The organism is Candidatus Protofrankia datiscae (assembly GCF_000177615.2).
Taxonomy (GTDB): Bacteria; Actinomycetota; Actinomycetes; order Frankiales; family Frankiaceae; genus Protofrankia; species Protofrankia coriariae.
The window spans coordinates 2,910,215-2,934,187 of the sequence record NC_015656.1; the positions used below are offsets into that span (position 1 = coordinate 2,910,215).

Sequence of the window (23,973 nt, forward strand, 5' to 3'; positions counted from 1 at the left end):
TGACCATAGGGCTCGCGCCCCGTAGGCCATCCCGAATTCCTCTTGCGCCAGACGTAGCGAGCGTGACGTAGGCGTCCCGGTCCGTCCCCTTGAACGAGCTCGCTGCCCGTCGCCCGCCGGCCGGAAGGGTTCAGAGCGACGAAAGTCGGAATCGCTCCTATGCCGACGGCCCCGACAACAGACGCCGTGTCGGGAGGTGTGAACGTTTGCACCGCTGGAGACTGGGCTTCAAGCAGTCTGGCCTTCGCCGTATCACGCGGGCCTTGCACGGCCGTGCCTTCGGCGCCTTCACGGCACCCCGCGCTTTCCCGTCATGCTCTTGTCCCCTCCCGGTTTCCCGTTCAGGTAAGACGGGTGGCCCAGAGGTCACCTCCTCCCGAACCTCTGCCCCCTGCGGGGGCGATCTGGCGCCGAGTTAGACGGCGCACAGTCTCCCGTCACCGGGCTCCCACCGTCGAACCAGTAGGCATCGCGCCATGCTTCCAGTGAGCAAACATCGCCGGGAACGCCGACGCTATCTCGGCCAATTTCCGACGAGCTCTCCCTTTGGCGCGGCGCAATCGTTTGTATTTCCGCATCGCCCACTTCACGAGGAAAGGGTTGATCCGCTGACTTAGGAAGTGCATCAGCCTGGACTTGTAGAAGCGCCCGTAGTAGCCGATCCACCCCGCCACGATGGGATTGACCATCGCGGCGAGTCCCCGAAAACCCAGACTGGTCCTGCGACCCAGCTTCCATTGCCGGATGACCCGTGCCATCGACTTCAGCGCCGCCCTGCCGACCAACGGGACGAACCCGCACATCAGCACGCCATCACGTCGCCGGATGGGCGCACGATGAAAGTCGAAACCCAGGAACGTGAAGCTCGTTACCGGGTGCTCTTCGTCGCGTCCGTCCTGCTTGCAGTAGACGATCCGAGTCTTGTCCGGGTGACAGCGCAACCAGAACTCCAGCAACCGTTTCTCAACGACGTCGCGAATGTACTTCGCCTGCCGCTGACTGTAACAGTGTAGGATGATGTCGTCGCAGTACCTCTCGAACCGCACCACTGGAAATCTCCTGGCAAGCCAGTAGTCCAAAGCGTAGTGCAGGAAGAGATTCGACAACAACGGTGAAATCGCCGAGCCCTGTGGAGTTCCCTTGATGGGAGTGACACGGCTGCCGTCCGGATGCTGAACCGGCGCGACGAGCCACCGTTTCACGTACAGCACAACCCATGTCAGATTCGCGTGCTTCTCCACTGCGGCGATGATCTGCGCGTGCGGAACGTTGTCGAAGAACCCTTGGATATCGAGATCGACCACCCAGGGGTGCCGCCAGCACCGCTGCTTGCACACCTCCACCGCGTCCAGCGCAGACTTTCCTGGACGATAACCGTAGGAATCGGCGTGGAACACTGGATCCACGTCCGGCTCCAGGATCATGGCCACGGCTGTCTGTGCTATCCGGTCGGCGATAGTGGGCACTCCGAGGATCCGTGTGCCACCATCTGGCTTCGGGATGGAGACGGCTTTCACTGGCTCCGGGAAATAGCTCCCCGACGACATCCTGTTCCAGAGCTTGAACAAGTTGTTCCGAAGATCCTGTTCAAATTCCGCTAGAGATTGCCCGTCGACCCCTGCCGCTCCCTTGTTGCCGTTGACCTTCAGGTATGCTTCCCATATCAGCGTCTTCGGAATGTCAAACGACTTGCCCGCTGGTCTTGTCTCGCCCACGCAATTCCTCCCGTTGCTGGTTGATTGCTGGACGACACTCGACGGCACGTCCCCTGCGCTCCGCGCCCATTACAGGCGCTTCATCACTAGTACGGGACGTTCCGCCCTCCTGGCCCGCACCCGGTACTCTGCGACTCGCGGATTAGCCGCTTGCCGGTCTCCCGGTGGATCCTCGCTCCAATCCGCGGGACCCATGTCGTGCCGAGGAGTTCTCCTGTTCCGTTGCAGAGCCCAAGCCAAGCTCGCGCCATCTTCATGCCGGGCACCGCCAGAGCAGTAGGCAGGTTTCCCTCTGACTTATCCCAGGGCAGCATTAAGGCCCTGGTTTTGATGCCACCTGGCTTAACGACACGTCATCGATGGTTCACTCTCGTTCGCCTTCTTGGCTCATACCTGCCGCCTCTCGCGATGGCTTTTCCACGGACGTTCACCACCATGGCTCATTCACCACAGCAACTCGTGGCGGTTTGACACCAGCACCTGCATGCCGATGCCGAAGGGCCTACCCTCATCTCCACAACAGCATGGTTGCTATCGAGTGCTCTGCCTTCTACCTCAGAACCTCATCCAGCTCCCTTCAGGACACACCAACGCCGCGGCGGAGTCCTTCTGGGCCACCCTCAAGAAGGAGTTCGTCCACCTCCACCCGTTCGATACCATAGACCGCGTCCGGGCGGGGATCTTCGAATATGTCGAGATCTACTACAACCGGCAGCGGTTGCACTCCTCGATCGGCTATCTCACGCCTGTCGAGTTCGAGGAAGAATTTGACGGACAAACACTTCGTGCTGCATAGTTAGGACTGTCCACGAAAGTGGGAACCCTCCAGAACAGGTCGTCGGGCAGGGCGTGATGGGTGGGTAGCAGGGCGCGGGGGGTGCTGTGGTGGGTAATGCCGGTGGTGCCGGGAGCGTGCATGCCGGCGACGGCCTGCCCCGTACCAGCGGTGGTGAGAGTGGTGACGGTGAGCAGGAGGGTGTGCTGGCGGGTGGGCAGCGCCGGCATGGCCAGGGCCCGGTCGCGCAGACGCGGCGGGAGGGCGGGGTCGGTGGCGACGGCGGCGGGGCCGATGAGCTCGAGCAGGGCGACGAGCTGGGGAGTGATGCGGACGGCAGCGGCGGCGAGCTGGTCGAGCTGACGGGGCGTGAGTGGCGCGGCTGGGGAGCCGGGCGGGCTGTGCAGGGCGGTGGTCAGGGCGTGATGCTGGCTGGTCGGGGTGCTGCCGGCCGGGGGGATGACGCGGGAGTCGGCGGCCAGCCCAGCGCGCGCAGCCGGCCGATCCCGGGGTGGGCGGCCAGGGCGCGCAACCGCGGGTCATACAACCCCGGGCTGTCCCCGTCGGGTGGGCGCCCCGAACTGTCTGCGTCCGACGAACGCCCCGCGCTGTCCCTGTCTGTCGGAGGTGCCGGCCGGGTGGCCGTGGGAGCGCCGTTGCCGACAGCAGGTTCAGGGATGCTGCCACCGGTGAGGACGACCAGGTCCGCGAGCAGGGACAGCGGGGACCACAGCCCACCGGCGCCGAGCAGGACCAGCCCGGCCACGGCGGTCCGCAGCGACGGTCCGACCGGACCCACCGCCACGGGTGCCGAAGATACGATCACGGTGGGTGATGTGATCCTGGACGATGTGGCCGTGGTGGACACCGACAGGCGCGGCACCTCCACCACCCGCACCATGGCATCGCCGCCGCCGGTGGCGAGCAGGAGCCGGCCCTCTCCGCCGACTGCCCACGCCACCGACCAGACCGGGCCGGCGTAGCCGGTGAGGGTGCGCAGGCAGACGCCGCTGACCGGATCCCACACCCGCACCGTGCCGTCGAAGCTGCCGGAGGCGAGTAGCGGAGCTCGGCCGGCACCACCGGCGGCCCACGCCACCGCACCGACTCCGTCGGTATGGCCGGTGAGGGCGTGCAGGCAGACGCCGCTGGTCGGATCCCACACCCGCACCGTGCCGTCGCCGCCGCCGCTGGCGAGCAGGAGCCGGCCGTCCCGGCCGGTCGCCCACGCCACCGCGTCGACCCCGCCGGTGTGGCCGGTGAGAGTGTGCAGGCAGGTGCCGGTCAGGGGGTCCCATATCCGTACCGTGCGGTCGTAGCCGCCGCCGCTGGCGAGCAGGTGCTGGCCGTCCCGGCCGGTCGCCCACGCCACCGAGTTGACCCCGTCGGCGTGGCCGGTGAGGTTGCGCAGGCAGCTGCCGGCGAGGGTGTCCCACACCTGCACCGTGGCGTCGCGGCTGCCCGCGGCGAGCAACGGCCGGCCGTCACCGCCGGTCGCCCACACCACCGACATGACGCTGCGGGTGGGGCGGCGGGTCATGGTATGCAGGCAGGCGCCGGTGAACGGATCCCACACCCGCACCGTCGTATCCTCGCTGCCGGTAGCAAGCAGCAGCCGCCCGTCGCTGTCGGTCACCCACGCTACCGACCAGACCCCGTTGGCATGGCCGGTGAGGGTGTGCAGGCAGGTGCCGGTGAACGGATCCCACACCCGCGCCGTGGCATCCTCACCACCGGTGGCAAGCAGCAGCCGCCCGTCCCGCTCGGCCGCCCACGCCACCGACATGACCGGGCCGGTATGGCCACCGGTCAGGGTGGTCGACGATTCGGCGACAGCGACATCACCCGGCGCCCACGGCTCGTCCCGCCGGGGAGCTGGTTCGGTCAGCCGCGCGTCGTCGGACAGGGGTGGGACCCTCGCGGGATCACCCGTGCGGCCCGTGGTGCGGGCATGTGTGACCGCCCAGGCGTGTAGGGCGGCGTCCACGGGCGGGGTGGTGCTCGCCTGACCCGTCGGACCGTTCTCCCGCTGCTCGTCCACGCCGCCTCGCCGCCCCGCCAGTGCTGTCTCCCGTCGACACCTGCCGACGTCACCCCGCGGCGATCAGCGTAACCCCGGCGCATGCGGATCAGTTCGGTCAGCTGGCCGCCGGCGGCCGCCCGCGATCGGCCAACGCTCCGTGACAGCCCAGTGATGGTGCGCTGTCAGCGGTCCCGGACGGTGATGCCTGCCAGGATCAGGTGGAGGAAGCGGGTGCTGCCGTCCCCGTCGGGCAGCGCGTTCTCCCGTACCCATGCCGCGCCGCCGAGCAGGTCGAACAGTTCCTCGGGGGTGAGGTCCGCGCGGACCCGGCCGGCGTCCTGAGCCGCCCGCAGCAGCTCCGCCCCGCAGCGGTGCATAGCCATGCACACGGCATGTGACGGTGTGCCCTCGTCGTACATGCTCTGCGTCAGGATCTCGACCAGCCCCCGGAAGGTGCTGAAGTGCTCGATGGCGTTGGCCATCCAGTCCGTCAGCGCGTCGAGCGGGTCGACGCCGTCGGCCCGCATGCCCTCGGCGCGCGCGACAAGTGCCTGCAGACCGTCCCTGGTCGTGGCCTCGACCAGGCAGGCCCGGGTCGGGAAGTGCCGGTAGAGGGTGCCGATGGCGACCCCCGCCTGGCTGGCGATCTCCTCCAGTGACGCGTCGGAACCGGCGGCGTCGAACGCCTTGCGCGCGGCGCTGAGGATCGCGTCGTAGTTGCGTCTTCCGTCAGCCCGCTTGGGACGGTGGGCGATGTACGGTACGGCGCCTCCCATCGGCCCTCCTCTCGCGTCTCCCCGCTGGCAGCCTGAGCATTTCTCATGTTGGGAGCGCCCGGCAACAGGGATCCGATCACCGGTCAGGACAAACAGGGCGATCCACGACGTCAGGATGGCAGGGCCACCGGTCCATCAGGCCACCGGTCCACGCAGCCGGGCGGCCACGCAGCCGGGCAGCCGGGCGGGAAAGAAGTCAGGCCTGTCCCGTCACGGCACAGTCGAGACTGTCGTTCAGGATGGCGTTCTGGAGTCGGCGCATCGTCTCACCGGGCTCGAGCCCGAGCTCGTCCCGTAGCACCCGCCGGGTGTGCTGGAAAACCCTGAGCGCTTCGGCGCGCCGGCCCGACCGGTGCAGCGCGAGCATCAGCTGTTCCCGAAAGGCCTCGTGCAGCGGGTGCTCCTCGACCCAGTTCGTCAGGTCGCCCACCAGCTCACGGTGGCGTCCCGTCCGCAGCAGGCAGTACGCGATCGACTCCAGGCATTCCAGCCACATCTCCTCCGCCCACCGCACAAAGGTGGTTGTGATCGTGCCTTTGCCGATCCCGGCCAGCACGGGCCCGCGGAAAAGCCGCGACGCCGCGGTGAAGCTGACGAGCGCCCGCTCCGGATCAGGCATGCGGTTCTCCCGCCCGCGGGCATGCGACACCCGCAGTTCACAGATGTCCAGCAAAGCCTCGTCGACCGCGAGCAGATAGCCCTGCGGGTGCGTTACGATCACCGCGTTGCGCACCCCGAAATGGGCGAACATCTTACGTAGATGAGAAACGTAGACGTGCAGTCCGGCGCGCGCCCGGCGGGGCCGTTCCTCACCCCAGATCTCGCTGATCAGCTCCTCGGAGAAGACCGGGCGGTTCGCGCGGATGAGAAGCACGGCGAGCAGGGTCTCGATTTTGGCCGCGCTGATCGTCCTCGGGCCGTCCCGGTCGCTCACCAGTTGGAGAGAGCCAAGCAACTCGAATCTCACGGTTTCCACAGCCCTGTCCTTCGCGGATACCGCCCTGTCCTTCGTGGCTGCCGAGACGACGGATGTGGCTGACGGGGCGATGGGCTGAAACCCGCTTCGCGTGACATGGCCCCCACCAGCGTGATCGGGATACATCTGGCCGGCGCCGCGTCAGGCGGTCTCGGTGGCGAGTTCGGGCCGCGCGGCCGGCTTCCTGGCACCGGTCAGCCCGAACACGGCCAGCGCGAGCGCCGTCGCGGTGTAGCCGACCCCGACGTAGAACGCGATCCGGTAGCCGTGGACGACGTCGGTGGCGGTGCCGGCCGTGCCGGAGGTGACGGCGCCGAACACCGCCACCAGGATGGCCAGCCCGATCGAGCCGCCCAGCCGCTGCGAGACGTTGAGCACCCCGGCTGCGGCGCCGGCGATGCCGGGTTCCACGTCGGCCAGCGCGATCCGGGTGACCAGGGCGAACTGCAGCCCGATGCCGGCGCCGAAGAGCGTCATCGGCCCGAACACGGCCGCGAGGTAGGAGCTGTGCTCGGTGATCCGGGTGAGCCAGACGGTTGCTGTCAGGGTGGCGGCCGCACCGGTGACCAGGACGGGTTTGGCGCCGAACCGCGTGGACAGCCCGGACACCAGCTGGGAGAACGCGAAGATCCCGACGCCCCACGGCACGAACGCCAGCCCGGCCTGGAACGGGGTCAGCCGCAGGATGTTCTGCAGGAACTGGGTGACGAAGAAGAAGATGGCGAAGATCGACCCACCGAGAAGCAGCAGCAGCAGGTTCGCGCTGACCCGGTTGCGGTTGCGGAACAGCGCGAGCGGGGTCAGCGGCGCCTCGATCCGCCGCTCGACCGCCACGAAGGCGGCCAACAACAGCACACCCACCGCGGCCAGCGTCAGCGGCTCGGGCCAGGCGTCGGACGAGCTGCGGATCAGGGCGTAGGTCAGCGCGGTGACCCCGAGGGTGGACAGCATCGCCCCGGTGATGTCGAAGCGCCCGCTGGCCCTGTCCGACTCACGGATGTGGACGGCCGCGAGCGCCGCGACGAACACCCCGATCGGCACGTTGACGAACATGGTCCAGCGCCAGGAGGCCCATTCGGTGAGCACCCCACCGATGATCATCCCGACCACGCCGCCGGCCCCGGACACCGCGCCGTAGACGCCGATGGCCCTGGCCCGGGCCGGCCCGGCGAAGTTGGTGGTGATCAGAGCGAGCGCGGTCGGTGACGCGACCGCGGCGCCGACGCCCTGCAGGGCCCGCGCGGCCACCAGTACTCCCGCGTTCGGCGCGAGCCCGGCCAGCAGCGAGGCCAGGGTGAACAGCCAGACCCCGGCGAGGAAGACACGTCTGCGCCCGAGGATGTCCCCGGCCCGCCCGCCGAGCAGGAGCAGCCCGCCGAAGGTCAGCGTGTAGGCGTTGAGCACCCAGGACAGCCCGGTCGGCGAGAACCCGAGGTCGAAGCGAATGTCGGGCAGCGCGATGTTGACCACGCTGGAGTCGAGCACGACCATCAGCTGGCTCACCGCGATCGCGGTGAGGACCAGCGCCGGCCGGCCACGGGGTGCCGGACCGGCGGCCCCGGCAGTGGTGGGCGCGCCGCTGGGCGAGGCAGCCATCAGCCCTCCGTTGACAGTGAGACGTCGGCAGTGGAAGAGACGCGGTGGGAAAGATCGGGATGGATCGGGCGGTATCGTCGACGTGATTGCTCGTCGATAAGAAACTAATCCGTACCCTATTGAAGCGGTAGCATACGTCAAGAAACTGGAGCGTTTCTTCTTCTGGCGTGCTCAAGGAGGTGCGGAGCGTGTCGACCACCGCTCCCGCCGTCCAGGGGGCGGACCGGGCCTCACACCCTTCCAGACGCCGCAGGGGGCCCGCCCTACAAGAAGCAATCTTCAGTGCGGTCTTCGACCAGATCAACGAGATCGGCTACGCACGGCTGACCATGGACAGGATCGCGGCCGCCGCGGGCACCAGCAAGGCGGTGCTCTACCGCCGCTGGGAGAGCAGGGAAAGCCTCGTGCTCGACGCCCTGCGGGAGAGCCTGCCCACCGTGCCGGAGCCGCCCGCGGGTCAGAGCCTGCGGGCGGACCTGCTCCACGTGCTCGAGACGGTGCGCTCGGCCTTCACGGTCACCAAGGGGACCACGTTCCACCTGGTCGCCGCCGAGGCCGGTGGGGACTGCCGGGCGCTGGCCGACGAACGCGTGTTCGTGCCCGCCCACCGGGTGATACTCGACGTCCTGGGCCGCGCGGCCGGCTGGGGCGAGATCAGGGCCGAGCTGGTCACCGACCTGATCGCGGGCATCGGTCCGGCCCTGCTGCGCAGCCAGGCCATCGACGGCCCGGTGCCGGACCCGGCGACGGTCACCGCGATAGTGGACGAGATTCTTCTCCCGCTGCTGACCGCGCGCTGACGTCCAGGCTGGGCACGGCCGCGAGCAGCGCGCGGGTGTAGGGATGCTCGGGGCGGTCGAACACGGCCTCGGCGGCGCCTTCCTCGACCACCCGGCCGTCCTTCATGACCGCCAACCGGTCGCTCGTCCGCTCGACCACACCGAGATCGTGCGTGATGAGCAGCAACGCCACCCCGGCCGCCGGCGGGTGCGCCTGTCGGGCACGGCGTCGATCAGCAGCCGGGTGTACGGGTGGGCCGGGCTGTTCAGCACCCGGGCGGTCGCGCCGGTCTCGACGATCGCACCGTCGTGCATCACCGCGACCCGGTCGGCGAGCCTGGCCACCACGGCGAGGTCGTGGCTGATCATCAGCAGGCCGACACCGCTGTCCCTGATCCGGCCGAGCAGCCGCAGGATCTGTTCCTGGACGATGACGTCCAGCGCGGTGGTGGGCTCGTCCGCGATGAGCGCCTTCGGGCCAGCGGCCAGCGCGGAGGCGATCAGGGCGCGCTGGCGCAGCCCGCCGGAGAGCTGGTGGGGATACTGGCCGCGGCGGGCCCGCGGGTCGGGGACGCCGACCTCGCGCAGCAGCTCGGCGACCCGCTCGGCCCGGGCCTGGCGACTGTGGCCGGTGTGCAGCTTCAGCGGCTCGCCGATCTCGGAGCCCACCCGGCGCATCGGGTCCAGGGACACCATGGCGTCCTAGAGCACCATCCCGACGACCCGGCCGCGTACCGCCTGCCACTGCCGCCGGGAGAAGGCCGTGGCGTCCTGGCCGTCCAGCCGCAGGCGCTTCGCGGACACGACCGCGCGGGGCCCGGCGAGCCCGAGCAGCGCACGCGCGGTGACGCTCTTCCCGGATCCGGACTCGCCGACCACGGCGAGGCACTCCCCCGGCTCGACATGGAACGACACGCCGCGCACGACCGGCTCGGCCTGCCTGCCGAAACCGACGGTGAGCCCGTCAACCTCGATCAGGCTCACCGGGCTCCTCCCAGCCGGCGGGGGCCGGGCCGGCAGGAGCCGGCAGGCCGAGGTTCTCCCGCAGGGTCGTGCCGGTGTACTCGGTGCGGAACACGCCGCGCTCCTGCAGTTCGGGCACGACGGTCTTCACGAACTCGTCGAGACCGACGGACGTGGTGTGGCCGGTGAGCACGTACCCGTCCGCGGCATCGCTCTGCACCGCCTCGTCGATCTGTTCGGCCACCTGGCTCGGCGTGCCGAGGAAGGTGTGCCGCAGGGTCACATCGATGATCAGTTCGCGGATGGTCAGCCCCTTGCGCTGAGCCCGTTCGTACCATTCCCGGGCGATGGCGGGCGGCCGCCTCCCGCCCGCGGTGTACCCGGCGTACCTGGGGGCGCCGGGCTCGTCGGAGGCGAGCACCGGCGGCACCGGGCCGTCCGGGTCGTAGCCGGACAGGTCCCGCCCCCAGACCTGTTCCAGTCGGGCGATCGCGTTCTGCGGCGTGATCTGCTGGCGGGCGATCACCCGGGAGCGCTCCCGCGCGTCGGCGACGGAGTCACCGAGAATGCACTGGCTGCCCGGCAGGATCCTGATGGACCGAGGGTCACGGCCGGCGGCGATCGCTCTGGCCCGGATGTCGGCGTGGAAGGCGCGTCCGGCCTGCGGGTCGGCGTACATGCTGAAGACGACGTCGACCGTGTCGATCGCGAACTGCCTGCCGTCCGCGGAATCCCCGGCCTGTATCAGCAACGGGTACCGCTGCGGGCTGGTGGGCAGGCTGAACCGTCCGGAGATGTCGAACTGGCCGCCGCGGTGACGGTAGCTGCCAGCCGCCGGATCGCCGCGGAAACGCCCGCTCTCCTGGTCGCCGACGATGGCCTCGACCGGCCAGCTGTCCCACAGCGTGCGGGCGGCCGCGACGAATTCCCTGGCCCGCTCGTACCGCTGCTCGTGCGGCAGGTACCCGCCGCGCCGGAAGTTCACCCCGGACTGCGGGTCCGAGGTGGTGACGATGTTCCAGCCGGCCCGGCCGCCGGAGAGGTGGTCCAGCGTGGACAGCTGCCTGGCCAGCTCGTACGGCTCGTTGTAGGTGGAGCTGGACGTGGTGACCAGCCCGATGTGGTCGGTCATGGCGGCCAGCGCGGTCAGCACGGTCAGGCCGTGGTGACGCCCGCTGATCTCCAGGTCGTAGAACTCCCCCTTGTGCTCACGCTGGCGCAGCGCCTCGGCCAGCATGAAGAAGTCGAACTTGCCGGCCTCGGCGGCCTGCGCCGCGTAGCTGATCGAGGAGAAGTCGATCTGGCTGCGCGACTCCGGGTCGCTCCAGGCTATCCAGGGGCTGCCGTGCGGGAAGCCGGCGGCGAGGATCACCTGCTTCTTGCGGGGCTTGGGCTGCGACGAGGTCATCGATGTACTCCCAGGGCACGCGTGGATCGGCGGGGACGGGGCGTCAGGCGGCGTAACGGTTCGCCGGCCGGCCGAGGCCCAGCCGCTCACGGAGCGTCGCGCGGGTGGCGCCCTCGTGGACGCGGGGCAGCAGGCCCCGGTTCCGCAGCTCCGGCACCAGCCCGCGGGTGACGGCCACCGGGTCGTCGGCCGCCGACCCGGGGCGCAGGCGGAAGCCGTCCAGACCGACGGCCCGCCAGCGCGCCAGCCGCTCGGCGAGGACGGCCGGGGAGCCGACGAAGATCTCGGCGTCGCTGGTCAGCGGCTCGCCGGCCAGCTCGTCCCAGCGAGCCCTGCGGTCGGCCGCCGCCGGCCAGCTCTCACCGAGGAGGACCAGCAGGTCCGCGAAGATCTTCAGGGGCGGGCCGGGCCGTCCGACCTGCTCCTGCGCGGCCCGCACCCGCGTCACGACCGCCCGCGCGTCATTGGTGTCCTGTGGGGTGACGTACACGATGTCCGCCGCCTGGGCGGCGAACCGGTAGTCCGCCACGCCGTGCGCCAGCACGGCCACGACCGGCTGCCCCTGCGGCGGGCGCGGGATGATCGACGGCCCGCGCACCGCGAACCTGGAGCCGTGGAAGTTGATGTGGTGCAGGCGGGAGCGGTCGAGGTAACGGCCGGTGTCCACGTCCCGGATGACCGCGCCGTCCTCCCAGCTGTCCCACAGCGCGCGCACCACCTCCACCGCGTCGGACGCCTCCGCGAGCAGGTCCGAGGCCAGCGCGGCCTGCCGCTGGGGGTCCCCCGGCGTGAACTCGGCGGCCGGCCGCCGGCCAAAGTTGCCCGCCTGAGCGGCGGTGTCGGACACCTTCACCTGCCAGCCGGCCCGGCCCTCGCTGACGTAGTCGAGCGTGGCGATCGCGGTGGAGACGTGGAACGGCTCGGTGTGGGTCACGGTCGCGGTGGGCAGCAGGCCGATCGAGCTGGTCAGCGGGGCGATCCCGGCGGCGAGCTGGACGGCGTCGAACCGCCCGGCGAAGCGGTCGGTCCGGTCGTCCACCGGCCCGGTGAGCTCGTCCTCGAAGGTGACGAAGCGACCTGGCCGCGCTCGGCCTCGGCGGCCTGGCCGGCCCAGTAGCGCAGCCGGTAGAACTCGCGCGCGGGCACCGGCGCGAAACGCCACGCGGCCGGGTGCCAGCCGGCGCCCTCCAGCGCGACGGCGAGATGAAGCGGAGCGTGACCTGCCACGGCTCACCACACTTTCCGGACGTCCTGGCGCAACCGCCGGTGCGGCCACCAGAAAAAGATCGCCTGATACCGGCACGTCGATATTTTCATGGCGGCCGGTAAAGACGTGCGCGGCACTCGGGAAAAGCCGGCACGGCAGTGCTCCCACCAGACAACACAGCCTCCACGAAAGCTGACACGAATAACGCGGCCGACACCGGAACCGGTCTTTTGCGCGGCCTGCGACTGGGCGGATCTTACAGCCGGCCGAAGAGCCGGACAAGAGACCTGACAGGCGACGTGGCCATCATTTTGGTACGGCTTTAGAACTGTTCCGGAACACGTAATACAAAAGACAACGGAACAGCGGTACGGTGCTGGACGGGTCGTAACTAGTCAGGTAGTTTTTGATCTTGAGTTAGCTGATCGCGGGCATCCAGGGACGGCCCTCGGCAAGTTGGACGAGAGCGTCGAACAGGCTGATGCCGTGTTTGGTGGCGGTGGACAGGTAGCTGCGGATCGCGCAGAACTGGCGGGCGCCGGTGAGCGTGCGTAGGCAGCCGGATACCTTCTGCCGTAGTTTGATCATGCGGATGTCGCGTTCGGAGCCGTTGTTGTCCGCGGGAACCCGCCAGTCGCGGGTGAACCGAAGGTAGTCGGCTTCGCGGTCGACGAGCCGGCAGGCCAGGGCATGGCGGGCGGCCATGAGTTTCGTGCCGCGCGGCGAGGTCTGGCTGATCCCGATGTGAGCGGCGTGGCGCAGCTGCCGGGTCTGGGTGGCCGGTGCCTGCTCGTCGATGGTGACGCCGGTAGTGGCGGCGTCGACGGCGAGGCGGTGCAGGGCGACGAGCGCGTCGCCTGCCTGGGCGGCCCAGCACCAGGTTCCCGTCGGGGCCGCGTCGACGACGGCCTGTAGTTCGCGCAGCACGTGAGCGACGCACAGCTGGTGGGTGGCGCCGGTGTAGCTGTCGTAGGGGGCCCAGGCGTCGTGGACCACCACCCCACCGAAGGCGGGAAGCACCCCGAGGGCGTCGATCCCGCCGCTGCCGCGGGTGGCATGGCAGTCGATCAGCGTGTACTTGTCGGTGCGGGCGCAGTGCACCCAGTGCAGTTTCCCGGCGACCCGCAGCCCCGTCTCATCGGCCCCGATCACGTCGGCGGCGGCCAGCAGACCCCGGACGGTGTCACGGAAGCCGTCGAGTCCGGCGGCGGCACGGGCGGTCATCGCACCGACCGTGCCCGCCGAGATCGGGATCCCAACCAGCTCGGCCAGCGCGGTCGCGGTCCGCTCCTGCGACAGGAACTGACCGGAATACAGGTAGACCACCGCCGCGGCCACCCGCGGCCCGTACTGCACCGGCGCGTCCACCCCGGCCGGTGCCGCCGCCTTCGTCCGCGTCCCGCAGCCGCACTCCCGCTCGATGAGCTGATGTTCGACCACATGCGGACGTAGTTCGGGCAGGTCGAACACCTGCCGCCGTTCGGTCCGGGTCACAGGCCGGCCCGCAAGCCCCGCCCCGCACCCCGCACACGGCCCCGGCTCATGCCGCAGGCGCACATCAGGCTCAGCGAGCATCCGCAGCGTCGATCCCGGATGCCCGCCCTGCCCACCGGGCCTGCGGCCGGTCTTCTTCCGCAGCGACTTCGGTGGCGGTTTCGCCAGCCCGTCCGAACTCGGTGGCTTCGCCGAGTTCCGCGAGTTCTTCGCGACCTGAGCTTCCAGCTCGGCGATCCGCACCCGCGCCTGTTCCAACGCCGCAGCGGTCTCGACCAGCTGCGCCCGCAGACTCACCACCAGCGCCGCGAGCTCGTCATACGACGGCACCGGCGGCGACGCGGGCGGACCATCCGACACACCCGGACCCTACGGCCCGATCAACCACACAGCACCAACGACCCGGGCCTTCAGGCCATCGAGGAGTCCCAGCCAGCCGGGAAACCAAAAACAAACGATCTACCAGACCTGACCAGTTACGACGGGGCCACCCCTGAAAAGGCTGCCCGGTACACCAGCCCAGCAGCCCACCAGAGCCTGCCGAGGAACTCGATTGACCGTGCTGTCCGTGCTCGACCAGGGGCCGGTACGCCGCGACGCCGGCCCGCGGCAGGCCATCCACGACTCCGTCACGGTGGCGAGGGAACTCGACACGGCCGGCTACGCCAGGTACTGGGTCGCGGAGCATCACGGCACCGCCAGCCGGGCGATCTCCGCGCCGGAAGTCCTCATCGGCGCCATCGCCTCGGCCACCACCCGGTCTCGGGTCGGGGCGGGGCGGCATGATGCTGCCGAATCACACACCGCTGCACGTGGCGGAGCAGTTCCGCATTCTGCACACGCTGTATCCCGGCCGGATCGACCTGGGCGTCGGCCGCGCGACCGGGGCGACCGACGCGGTCACCGGCGCGGCCCTCACCAGCGGGCCACAACGGGACCCGGCCCCCGCCAGCGGGCCCCACCAGGACAGGGACGCGTTCGACGCGAGCCTGCGGGAACTGCTCGCTTTCGGCGGCCGGCGGGAATTCCCCGCCGGGGCCGCGGCCGGTGCCGCCGATATCCGGGTAATGCCGGACGACGTGCCGCTGCCGCCGGTGTACCTGCTCGGCTCCAGCGCGTCCGCCGCACGGACGGCCGCCGCTCTCGGCCTCCCGTACGCGATGACCGCCGGCTTCCGCGACCCGGCCCTGGCCGTCGAGGGACTGCGGCTCTATCGGCAGCGGTTCACCCCGGCCCGCGACGGCGATCACCCGTACGCGATCGTGGTGCTCCGGGCGTGGGTCGGTGACGACCGGGAGCACGCCGAGGCGCTCGCCTCGCCGGAGCGGCTGGCCAACGTGCGGCAGCTCGCCGGTGACGCTGCGGCGCTGGTGCCGGTGCACAAGGCGCTCGCCTACCGGTTCAGCGAGCCGGAACACGCCGTGCGGGACCGCCTCGACCTGCGCTCGGACCTGGTCGGTGGACCGGCGGAGGTGGCCGACCAGCTGACGGCTCTGGCCGAGGCGAGCGGGGCCGACGAGGTGATGCTGGTGACCAACACCCACGAGCCGGCCGACCGGGTGGCGTCGTTCCGCCGGCTGGCCGCCGCCGTGGGCCTCACCGCCCCCGCGTCGGCCTGAGATCATCGACCCGAGATCAGCGATCCGCGATCAGCGGCCTGGGATCAGCGGATGGCGCGGGCCTGGATGTTGCGTCCCAGCAGGGTCAGCGTCAGGACCACGGCGACCACGGCGAGGCCGGGGAACACCGCGATCCACCACGCGGTGCCCAGGTACTCCTGGCCGTCGGCCAGCATGGCGCCCCATTCCGGCGACGGTGCCGCCGGCCCGAGGCCGAGGATGCTCAGGCCCGCGGCCGCGGTGATCGCCGAACCGGTGCCGATGGACGCCAGCACCACCAACGGCCCGGCCACGTTGGGCAGCACGTGACGGGTCAGGTAGCGCCAGGGCGGCACCCCGAGCCCGCGTGCGGCCTCGACGTACTCCGAGCGGATCACCGCGAACGCCTGGCCGCGCACCAGCCGGGCGAAGTGCGGGACCGCCGCGAGGCCGATCGCCAGTGCCACGTTCGCCGACCCGCGGCCGATGATGGCCACCACCAGCAGCGCCAGCAGGAGCTCGGGAAACGCGAGCAGCACGTCGACGAAGCGCATCAGCACCCCGTCCACGACGCGGCCCGCCGCGGCCGACACCAGCCCGAGCAGGATCCCCCCGCCGACGCCGATGATCACGGCGCCGATCCCGGTCAGCAGGGAGATCCGGGCCCCGTGCACGACCCTGGTGTAGACGTCCCGGCCAAGCTGGTCGGTGCCGAACGGGTGCGTCAGCGACGGCGACCGGAAGGTGCGCGCGGTGTCGGTGACGTCCGGGGCACCCGCCGTGAACAGGGACGGGACGAGCATCACCGCGGCGAACACCACCAGCAGCACGATGCCGGCCAGCAGGACCGCGCGCTGCCGGCGGCCCACCAGCGCGGGAGGCGCCGTCGCGACCCGCTCGAGCTCCAGCTCGACGCTCATCGCGCGCGCTCCGCCCGCAGCCGGGGGTCGATCACCGGGTACAGCAGGTCGACCACCGTGTTGATCAGCACGAACGTCACCGCGGAGAGCAGCACCACGGTGGTCACCACCGGGATGTCCTTCGACACCACCGCGCCGACCAGCAGCCGGCCGATTCCCGGGCGGGCGAAGATGTTCTCCACCAGCACGGTGCCGCCGATCAGCGAGCCGACGATCCAGGCCGACAGGGTCACCGCCGGGGTGATGGCGTGACGCAGCGTGTGCGCTAGCACCAGCCGCAGCTCGCCCGCCCCCCGCGCCCGCACGCTCAGCGCGAACGGGGCGCGGTCGGCCCGCTCCAGCTCCTGGCGCATGACCTGCGCCAGCGTCGCCCCCAGCGGCAGCGCGAGGGTGAGCGTCGGCAGCACCAGACCGAGCCCACCGCTCGCGCCGATCGACGGGAAGATCGGGAAGCGGAAGGAGAACAGGGTCAACAGCACGAGCCCGAGCCAGAAGTTCGGCACGGACGCGACCACCAGATCGAGCACGGTGGCGGCTGTACGGCCGACCCGGCCGCTGGCGGCGGTCACCACCACGGCGATCATGGCGAGCGCCAGGCCCGCGAGCGCGGCGGACACGGCGAGCTGCATCGTCGGCAGGACCTGGTCGGCGAGCAGCCGCTCGACCGGCATGTCCCGCTGGTACGAGCGGCCCAGGTCACCGGTCAGCAACGACCCCAGATAGTCGAGGTACTGCACGACCACCGGCCGGTCGAGCCCGTAGTCCGCGATCACCTGGGCGCGCAGCTGGGGTGTCGCGGTCAGGCTCGGGCCGAGGATCGCGTCCGCCTGGTCGCCCGGCACCAGGTGCAGGGCGACGAAGGTCAGGGTGGCCGCCCCCCACAGGACGAGCACACCGGCCGCCAGCCGCCTGCCGACGTGCCGCAGCACCGCCGCGATCATGCGCCGCCGACCCACACGTCGTACAGGAACGGCCAGCCCGCCGAGTCGAACTCCAGCCCGTGCGCTGTCAGGCGCACCGCCAGGCTGCGTTTCGCCACGTAGGTGGGCAGGCCGTAGGCCTGGTCGATGACCCGGGCCTGCACCCTCCGGTAGAGATCGTTCTGCTTGTTCAGGTCGATCGTCCTGGACGCCTCGTCGAGCAGCGCCTCCAGCCCGGGGTCGTCGACCCATGCCTTGTTGCCGCCACCCTGGGTGACCAGGCTCCTGGCGGAGAACAGGTTCCCCAGGACCGAGGGATCGGAGCCGCCCCAGGCCAGCCCGCTCACGTCGTAGTCGCCGGCCAGCGTCCGCTTGATGTAGGTGGGCGCGTCCAGCTCGGTGAACACGACCTCGACGCCGATCTTCTTCAGCTCGGCCTGGAAGGCGGTGTCGTAGTTGCGGCGCTCGGAGGTGGTGTTGGCGGTGGCGAAGGGGAACTGCAGGCTGAACCGGGCACCGTCCTTCGTCCGGTAGCCGTCGCCGTCCCGGCCGGTGTAGCCGAGGCTGTCGAGCAGGCGTTCCGCCCTGGCCCGGTCGTAGCCCCAGCTCGACGCCAGCCTGTCGTCGTAGCTGCGGGTCGACGGGCTCAGGATCGAGCCGGCGCGCTGGTACTGGCCCTGGAACAGCCCGCCCGTGATGGACGCGACGTCCACCCCGTACAGGATCACCCGCCGGGCGTCGACGTTCTGGAACAGCGGCCGGCGGGTGTTCAGATAGTAGGTGTACGGCGACCCCGGCACGTCACGGCTGATCAGGGTCACCGACGTCTGCCGGCGCAGCCCGGCCAGCTGCGCCGCCGGGACCTGGTCGGCGATGCCGATCTGCCCCGAGGTCGCCGCCGCGACCCTGCTCTGGTCGTCGATGACGAACTGGACGGTGTACCCGTCCAGGTAGGGCCGGCCGGTGTGCCTGGCCGTGCCCGGCCCCCAGTTGTAGCCCTCGCGCCTGGTGAAGACGGCCTGCTGGCCCTGCACCACCGAGGTGAAGACGTAGGGGCCGGTGCTCACCGTGAACTGGCCGCCGGAGCCGAGGGAGTCCGGATGCTCCGCGAGCGCCCTGGGCGAGTGGAAGCCGAGGTAGGGCCGGCTGACCGCGTGCAGGAACTGCGAGTACGGCCTGCTCAGCGTGACCTCGACCCGGCGGGGGTCCAGCACCGTGCTCGCCTTGTACGGCCCGATCAGCGACTTGGCGTACCTGGACTTCGTCTCGGGCGCGACCACCCGGTCGAAGTTCGCCTTGACCGCGTTCGCGTCGAACGGGGTGCCGTCACTGAAGGTCACGTCCTCGCGCAGTACGAACGTGTAGGCCAGCCCGTCGTCCGACACCGTCCAGGACGTCGCCAGCCACGGCAGATACCTGCCGTCCGGCGTCTCGGAAACCAGCGAGTCGAACACCGGGCGCAGGATCAGGCCGAGCACGTCCTCGGTGCCGACCTGCGGGTCCCAGCCGATCGGTGAGGTCGGCTCGGCGAAGACGAGACGGCCGCCCAGCCGCGGCGTACCGTCGTTACCCGCCTGGTCCTCCCCGGTGCCGCACGCGCTCACCGCGGAACCGGCGAGCAGCGCCACAAAGGACCCCGCGGACAACGACAGAAATCTTCTCCGCGTGTCCACCAGAAAACTCCGTTCCCGAAATGACGAAGGCACCTTCGGCCCGGCCCGCACGTGGATGCCAGGTACCAGGTGACCGGACCTGCCAGGAGAAAACACGCGGACCCGAACAGCGGTCAACCCTGCGGGAAGCGCCGTCCAGCGTGGCACAAGAATGGCTTTAGACTGGTTTGCAGGCTGTTAAGAAAATAGCCGGTCCCGCCGGTGCTGGTAATCGCCTGGCAACGGAACGACGCGACTGCGGCCGTGTATTTCTCGCCGGCGCCGCCGGCGGTCCGAGGGGTAAGTCATGACGCGGCCCCGGGCCAGGCGGAGGGCACGGCGGCGTTCCCGCGGGGCCGTCCTGGATCACCTGGCGTGGCGCCTGGGCCAGCCGGCGGACCGTCCGCGAGCCTCGTCCCGCGGACCGTCAGTACCGCTTCGGAGTCACTCCGGTGCCACCTCGGTGCCACTTCGGCGCAGGGAACCGTGGACGAGAAACAGCCCTCACGGCGCCGGCTGGGGCACGGCTTCCGCCTCGGCCGTCCGTGGCCGGGGCGGCTCCCCCACCGACCAGCCCGGCCGTTCGGACGGCGCCCAGCCGTCGTAACGGAATCCGCCGAACCGAGTTTCCCAGCGAATGGCGAGCTCCGTCGGGATCTCGCCCGCGACCTCCCGCAGGATGCCGCGGCGGTCCGCACCGGGGGCGGCCAGCGCCCGGACCAGGCCACGGACCATCCTTGACGGCCCGATCACGTGCTCGACCTTCCGCGTCCGGTTGAAGGTGTCGCTGAAGTCCGGCCGGCCCTCGCCCCTGTCCCCGAACGTCCGCAGAACTTCGCGGATCAGCGCGGAGGGAGCGTCCGGACGGGACTCCCGGTTACCCCAGTGATAGCTGCTGCGTGTGTCGTCGTCCCGGTTCTTCTCCCACGCACAGAGAGCTCTGTCGAGCGCCGCCGGATCGTCGAGGACGGCGTTGACCGCCTCACCGAGAAGCCGCCCGTGACGCAGGGCGTCACGCTGTCCCTGACCTGCGACGGGATCCTTGAAATGCCCGGAGTCACCCGCCAGCGCCCACCCGGGTCCGCTTGACCGCCGGTAGTAGGAGGCCAGTTTTCTGGTCGACCGGAGCTGGCTTACATTCTGGGCGCCGCTGATCCGCTCCGCGACCTCGGGCTCCTCGGCGACGGCCTCCTGCCAGAACCGCTCGCCGCCCTGCTGGAAACGGGGAATGTCGTCCGCCGGGGTCATGAACACCACGAGCAGCCGTCCGCGTGGGCTTGACGGCAGGGTCAGAACAATGCGCGGGCCACTGCGGTATATGCCGTAGATCTCGTGGTGGATCGTGTCCAACGCGGGGTCGTCCATGTAGCGGAAGGCGAATCCCCGCCCGTTCTTCGACCCCCGATAAGGTGTCCAGGCGCCGACGGCCGCCGCGGTCCTGGACTGCCTGCCGTCCGCGCCGACCACGAGCCTGGCCCGGATTTCATACTTTCGCCCGTTGTGCCGGTAGCGCACACCGACGGCTCGGCCGTTCTCCCAGAGCACGTCCTCGAACACGGATTTCTCACGTACGTCGGCACCGGCCTCGCGGCAGGCGGTGACCAGGCACACGTCCTGGTCGTACCGCGGGACGCAGACCCCGTAGTCGATCCCGTCCACCGTGGCGAAACGCTCACGTAAACGAATATCGCCAACCGTGACACCCAGATAGCGGGCCTGCGCGGGGCCGAGCTTCAGAATGTGCGGCAGCGCGCCCATGCGTTGCAGTTCCGACACGCCGCTGGGTACCAGGACGTGCGTCGACAGCTGATCCGACGGGAAGCTCGTCCTGTCCAGCAGGATCACTTTTCGCCCGGCCCGCGCAAGCGGCACCGCCGTGGCCGTACCGGCAAGTCGCGCGCCAACAATGACGACATCGGCATCTTCAGCACCCGTCAGGGTCACAACGCCTCCCAAGGCATGCGCTACGCGTCCGACCGTAATCTTCCGCGCTCTGGCGCGCTCCCCTCATAAGAGTCAACCTGGTACCTCCATCGGGATAAAATCCCTCCGGAGAGGCCCATTCGCCCGGCCCCGGGTGAATCTCGGTCGGTCACGCCCGGTCGACTGGCCGAGTCGACCCGCCCTGTCAACTCGGCTAGTCGATTCGGCTAGTCGATTCGGAAGACACCGAACTCGATCGCGCCGTTGACAAGACGCCCACGGCCGACGAACACACGGCGCTGCAGCCAGGCGTATCGCTCGTCACCGGTCTCGAACCGAAGGGTGATACTCAGATACTGGTCGGTGTGGCTGGTCGTGCCACCGGTCTGTAACGCGGTCCCGACGGCCTCGTTCATCTCGACGAGGCCGGTGTACTGGACGTAGATGGTCGCGTCGTCATCGGTACGCCACAGGCCCCGCACGTCGATACGCCCGAAACCGTCCAGGCCGATGAGGACCCAGTCGCCGCCGCTGTCCGCCAGCACGTCGGCGTTGATCCGCCTGCCTGTCACGCGGCCGCCGGCGAAGCCGAAGAACAGCCGGGTTCCGAAGGGACCGGTTCCGACCGCCAGCGGCGGACTGAGCTCGGCCCGATAGACGAACTCCTCGGCGACGGTCAGAGCAGCGTCCAGACCAGCGTCGGTGGCGGTCTCGCTCATCGTTCTCCTCAGGGTTGTGAGTACTCGTGCGCGGACAGCGGACGTGGATGGTGTCTGCTGGCCTGGCCCACCACTCGCGGGAGACGTTCCCGAGTTCGCTCGAGCGATCGCTCCTCAGGCCGGCGTCGACCCCCGCGACGGGAACCCCGCGGACGAGCGCCGTGCTCACGCGACGCGGATGACCAGCGGATGACCATCCGATCGGATGGATCTCAGGCGGCCCCAGGCAACGCTTTGACCTATGTCACATTTTGTTGACAGAACGGTATGATGGTTGGACCAATCATGTCAACCGATCCGCACCGCCCATGTCAGCCCACCGCCAGCGGCGGGCAGCGGCGATCAGCGGGCAGCAACAGCGGGCCAGAAACCGGAGGCCAGAGGCTGAAAGCCGGAGGCCAGAGGCTACAGGGAAGCCGGAGGCCGGATGTCATGGGCCGCGCCGCCGCGCCACCCGTCAGGCGTCGTCCCGCACCTGTCGGGTGAGCGCTTCCCCGGCCGGGCCGGCCTCCCGGGTCCGGGCCAGGCGGCGGTTGGTGAGCTCAAGCTGGGTCACTGTGTCGCGGCGCAGCGTCGTGGCCTGCCTGTCGGTGAGCCGGCCGCTGACCCGGTCCCAGTGCAGGGCGACCCACTCCCCCGGTCGCACGTCGGGGGCGAAGCTGACACCGCCGGCGACGAGCGCGGCCCGCAGCGGCCGGGGCCCGGACAGTCCGAGCCGGCCGTTCTCCCAGGTCAGGCCCGCGGAGCGCACCACGACATGATCGCCATCGCGTTCCGTCACCTGCCCCCACCGAATCCGGCAGCTGTCCAGCACGTGCAGTGGCCAGGTGGGGTCCGGCGAGTCCAGCAGCCGGGACCAGGGGTAGACCCCGAAGACGTGGAAGCAGTGGTTCGGCGCGGCCTCGTCAAGAATCCGCGGGGTGAGGTGCCGCCAGTACCACCCGGCCTGCGGACCGATCACAGCCAGCAGCGCCGCGCCGAACTCGCGGGGGTCGACCGCCTCCGACACGCCGCCGCCGAGCCAGTACGCCTCGACCACCCGGCGGTCGAGCGGGTCGTCGATACCGTTGAGCCGGGCCAGAATCCGCAGGTACGGCCATGCTCCGTGGAAGCGGCGGGCCAACGCCCGCAGATCACCCTCCGTGGCACCAGCTCCGCCGACTCCGCCGGCTCCAGCGGAGCCGGTCGCACTCGCGGCACCCATCGCTCCGGCCGCTCCCGCGGCACCGGCGGCACCGGCGGTCAGCAGTGTCCGCGGCGCGTCGGCCGGGCCGCAGTAACCGAGCTCGTTCGGCGCGTAAGCGTAACGGGCGAACATCCGCGCGCCGTCCTCGTCGCGGGACACGCTCACCGCAGGGCCATCCGTCCGAAGGTGTAGTAGGCCGCGCAGGCGCCCTCCGAGGAGACCATGCAGGTGCCGATCGGGGTCTGCGGTGTGCAGGCGGTGCCGAACACCTTGCACTCCCACGGTTTGAGGGCGCCCTTGAGGACCTCCCCGCACTGGCACGCCTTGGGGTCGGCGACGCGGACGCCGGGCATGTCGAACCGCCGCTCGGCGTCGAACCGCGCGAAGTCGTCGGTGAGCCGCAGCGCGCTCTGCGCGATGAAGCCCAGCCCACGCCACTCGAAATGGGGCCGCAGCTCGAACACCCGCGCCATCAGCGCCAGCGCCTGGGGATTGCCCTCCTCGCGCACCACCCGGCCGTACTGGTTCTCGACCTCGCAGCGTCCCTGCCGGATCTGCCGGAGCAGCATCGCGACCGCGGCGAGAACGTCCAGCGGCTCGAAGCCAGCCACCACGACAGGCTTGCCGTGCGCCTCGGGGACGAAGCGGTACGGCCGGCTGCCCACCACGGTCGAGACATGCCCCGGGCCGATGAAGCCCGACAGCCGCAGGTCGGGCGAGCGCAGGATCGCCCGCAGCGGCGGGATGATCGTGACGTGGTTGCAGAACACGCTGAAGTTGGTCAGCCCCAGCTCACGGGCCCGCAGCAGCGTCACCGCGGTGGACGGGGCGGTGGTCTCGAACCCGACCGCGAAGAACACGACATGCCGGTCCGGGTTGTCCAGGGCCACCCCGAGCGCGTCCAACGGGGAGTACACGAAGCGGACGTCCGCCCCGCGCGCCCTGGCCTCCAGCAGGCTGCCGCGGCCACCGGGCACCCGCATCATGTCGCCGAACGAGGTGAGGACGACCCCCGGCTGCTCGGCCAGCCAGATGGCGTCGTCGACCCGTCCCATCGGTATGACGCACACCGGGCAGCCCGGCCCGTGCACCAGCTCCACCGACTCGGGCAGCAGATGCTGGATGCCGTGCCGGTAGATGGTGTGGGTGTGGCCGCCGCACACCTCCATGAACGCGTAGCTGTCCGTCCCGGCCAGCTCCGCGATGGCGGCCACCAGCGCACGCGCGGCCGCGGGATCGCGGAACTCGTCGACGAAGCGCATCACGGATCCTCCTTGCGGTGACGGCTTACGGTTACGACCGGCGAGCCGAAACGATCTGTACGACAGCGGCGGAAACAGCCA

The 23,973-nt window shown here is 70.1% G+C and carries 17 protein-coding genes and 4 pseudogenes; 4 read left to right on the forward strand and 17 right to left on the reverse strand.

All coding sequences use genetic code 11. From position 1 onward, the window contains the following. Window positions 1–437: 437 nt before the first annotated feature. Window positions 438–1,715, reverse strand: a complete 1,278-nt coding sequence (gene ltrA / locus FSYMDG_RS12065) for a group II intron reverse transcriptase/maturase (protein ID WP_013871682.1) — start codon at window positions 1,713–1,715, stop codon at window positions 438–440. Between the two features lie 589 nt (window positions 1,716–2,304). Here ltrA and FSYMDG_RS12070 point away from each other — a divergent pair. Beyond that, window positions 2,305–2,511: pseudogene (locus tag FSYMDG_RS12070) on the forward strand (IS3 family transposase); the annotation flags it as partial. Between the two features lie 394 nt (window positions 2,512–2,905). Here the strand turns inward: FSYMDG_RS12070 and FSYMDG_RS23125 are convergent. The 4 genes from FSYMDG_RS23125 to FSYMDG_RS12090 all read right to left on the reverse strand — a co-directional run bounded on the left by FSYMDG_RS23125 (window position 2,906) and on the right by FSYMDG_RS12090 (window position 7,861). Beyond that, window positions 2,906–4,531 (reverse strand): WD40 repeat domain-containing protein, encoded by a 1,626-nt coding sequence (locus tag FSYMDG_RS23125; protein ID WP_013873749.1) that lies wholly within the window; start codon window positions 4,529–4,531, stop codon window positions 2,906–2,908. Between the two features lie 164 nt (window positions 4,532–4,695). After that, entirely contained in the window at window positions 4,696–5,289 is a 594-nt protein-coding gene (locus tag FSYMDG_RS12080; protein WP_013873750.1) for a TetR/AcrR family transcriptional regulator, read from the reverse strand. Between the two features lie 196 nt (window positions 5,290–5,485). Beyond that, window positions 5,486–6,265, reverse strand: a complete 780-nt coding sequence (locus FSYMDG_RS12085; RefSeq protein ID WP_013873751.1) for an AfsR/SARP family transcriptional regulator — start codon at window positions 6,263–6,265, stop codon at window positions 5,486–5,488. Window positions 6,266–6,406: 141 nt separating this feature from the next. Then, entirely contained in the window at window positions 6,407–7,861 is a 1,455-nt protein-coding gene (locus FSYMDG_RS12090) for an MFS transporter (RefSeq protein ID WP_013873752.1), read from the reverse strand. Between the two features lie 188 nt (window positions 7,862–8,049). On the opposite strand from FSYMDG_RS12090, the gene FSYMDG_RS12095 reads away from it, so the two are divergent. Beyond that, a complete protein-coding gene (locus FSYMDG_RS12095; protein WP_013873753.1) occupies window positions 8,050–8,661 on the forward strand; it encodes a TetR/AcrR family transcriptional regulator in 612 nt (203 codons plus the stop codon). Here FSYMDG_RS12095 and FSYMDG_RS30080 read toward each other — a convergent pair. The 5 genes and pseudogenes from FSYMDG_RS30080 to tnpC all read right to left on the reverse strand — a co-directional run bounded on the left by FSYMDG_RS30080 (window position 8,612) and on the right by tnpC (window position 14,072). Then, complete coding sequence (locus FSYMDG_RS30080; RefSeq protein WP_237703134.1) at window positions 8,612–8,767, reverse strand: oligopeptide/dipeptide ABC transporter ATP-binding protein; 156 nt, start codon at window positions 8,765–8,767, stop codon at window positions 8,612–8,614. The two genes, FSYMDG_RS12095 and FSYMDG_RS30080, sit on opposite strands and share 50 nt — an antisense overlap. Window positions 8,768–8,844: 77 nt before the next feature. Then, window positions 8,845–9,624, reverse strand: a pseudogene (locus tag FSYMDG_RS29655) (ATP-binding cassette domain-containing protein); the annotation flags it as partial. Then, window positions 9,605–11,011 carry an NtaA/DmoA family FMN-dependent monooxygenase gene (locus FSYMDG_RS12105; RefSeq protein WP_013873754.1) on the reverse strand — a complete coding sequence of 469 codons (1,407 nt, stop codon included), beginning with the start codon at window positions 11,009–11,011 and terminating at the stop codon, window positions 9,605–9,607. The pseudogene FSYMDG_RS29655 and the gene FSYMDG_RS12105, both read right to left, overlap by 20 nt. A gap of 43 nt (window positions 11,012–11,054) precedes the next feature. Continuing rightward, a pseudogene (locus FSYMDG_RS12110) lies at window positions 11,055–12,238 on the reverse strand (LLM class flavin-dependent oxidoreductase). Between the two features lie 397 nt (window positions 12,239–12,635). After that, window positions 12,636–14,072, reverse strand: a complete 1,437-nt coding sequence (gene tnpC / locus FSYMDG_RS12115) for an IS66 family transposase (protein ID WP_013871651.1) — start codon at window positions 14,070–14,072, stop codon at window positions 12,636–12,638. A 274-nt stretch (window positions 14,073–14,346) separates the two neighbouring features. Here tnpC and FSYMDG_RS29205 point away from each other — a divergent pair. Continuing rightward, window positions 14,347–14,424 (forward strand): annotated as a pseudogene (locus FSYMDG_RS29205) (hypothetical protein); the annotation flags it as partial. Window positions 14,425–14,494: 70 nt separating this feature from the next. Next, complete coding sequence (locus FSYMDG_RS12120) at window positions 14,495–15,331, forward strand: MsnO8 family LLM class oxidoreductase (RefSeq protein WP_258165196.1); 837 nt, start codon at window positions 14,495–14,497, stop codon at window positions 15,329–15,331. A gap of 44 nt (window positions 15,332–15,375) precedes the next feature. On the opposite strand, the gene FSYMDG_RS12125 is transcribed toward FSYMDG_RS12120, so the two are convergent. The 7 genes from FSYMDG_RS12125 to hypD form a co-directional block, all read right to left on the reverse strand. Continuing rightward, window positions 15,376–16,230 carry an ABC transporter permease gene (locus FSYMDG_RS12125; protein WP_013873755.1) on the reverse strand — a complete coding sequence of 285 codons (855 nt, stop codon included), beginning with the start codon at window positions 16,228–16,230 and terminating at the stop codon, window positions 15,376–15,378. Further along, window positions 16,227–17,171 (reverse strand): ABC transporter permease, encoded by a 945-nt coding sequence (locus tag FSYMDG_RS12130; RefSeq protein ID WP_013873756.1) that lies wholly within the window; start codon window positions 17,169–17,171, stop codon window positions 16,227–16,229. The genes FSYMDG_RS12125 and FSYMDG_RS12130 overlap by 4 nt, the downstream gene beginning before the upstream one ends. Continuing rightward, complete coding sequence (locus FSYMDG_RS12135) at window positions 17,168–18,796, reverse strand: ABC transporter substrate-binding protein (protein ID WP_165440845.1); 1,629 nt, start codon at window positions 18,794–18,796, stop codon at window positions 17,168–17,170. The genes FSYMDG_RS12130 and FSYMDG_RS12135 overlap by 4 nt, the downstream gene beginning before the upstream one ends. 510 nt (window positions 18,797–19,306) lie before the next feature. Next, window positions 19,307–20,746: an NAD(P)/FAD-dependent oxidoreductase gene (locus FSYMDG_RS12140; protein WP_013873758.1), complete on the reverse strand. Its 1,440-nt coding sequence runs from the start codon at window positions 20,744–20,746 to the stop codon at window positions 19,307–19,309. Between the two features lie 206 nt (window positions 20,747–20,952). Continuing rightward, window positions 20,953–21,444, reverse strand: a complete 492-nt coding sequence (locus FSYMDG_RS12145; RefSeq protein ID WP_013873759.1) for a DUF3237 domain-containing protein — start codon at window positions 21,442–21,444, stop codon at window positions 20,953–20,955. 457 nt (window positions 21,445–21,901) lie between these two features. Further along, window positions 21,902–22,795, reverse strand: a complete 894-nt coding sequence (locus FSYMDG_RS12150; RefSeq protein WP_013873760.1) for a DUF6390 family protein — start codon at window positions 22,793–22,795, stop codon at window positions 21,902–21,904. Then, window positions 22,792–23,892 carry a hydrogenase formation protein HypD gene (gene hypD, locus FSYMDG_RS12155; protein ID WP_013873761.1) on the reverse strand — a complete coding sequence of 367 codons (1,101 nt, stop codon included), beginning with the start codon at window positions 23,890–23,892 and terminating at the stop codon, window positions 22,792–22,794. Before hypD ends, FSYMDG_RS12150 begins: the two co-directional genes overlap by 4 nt. Window positions 23,893–23,973: the final 81 nt, after the last annotated feature.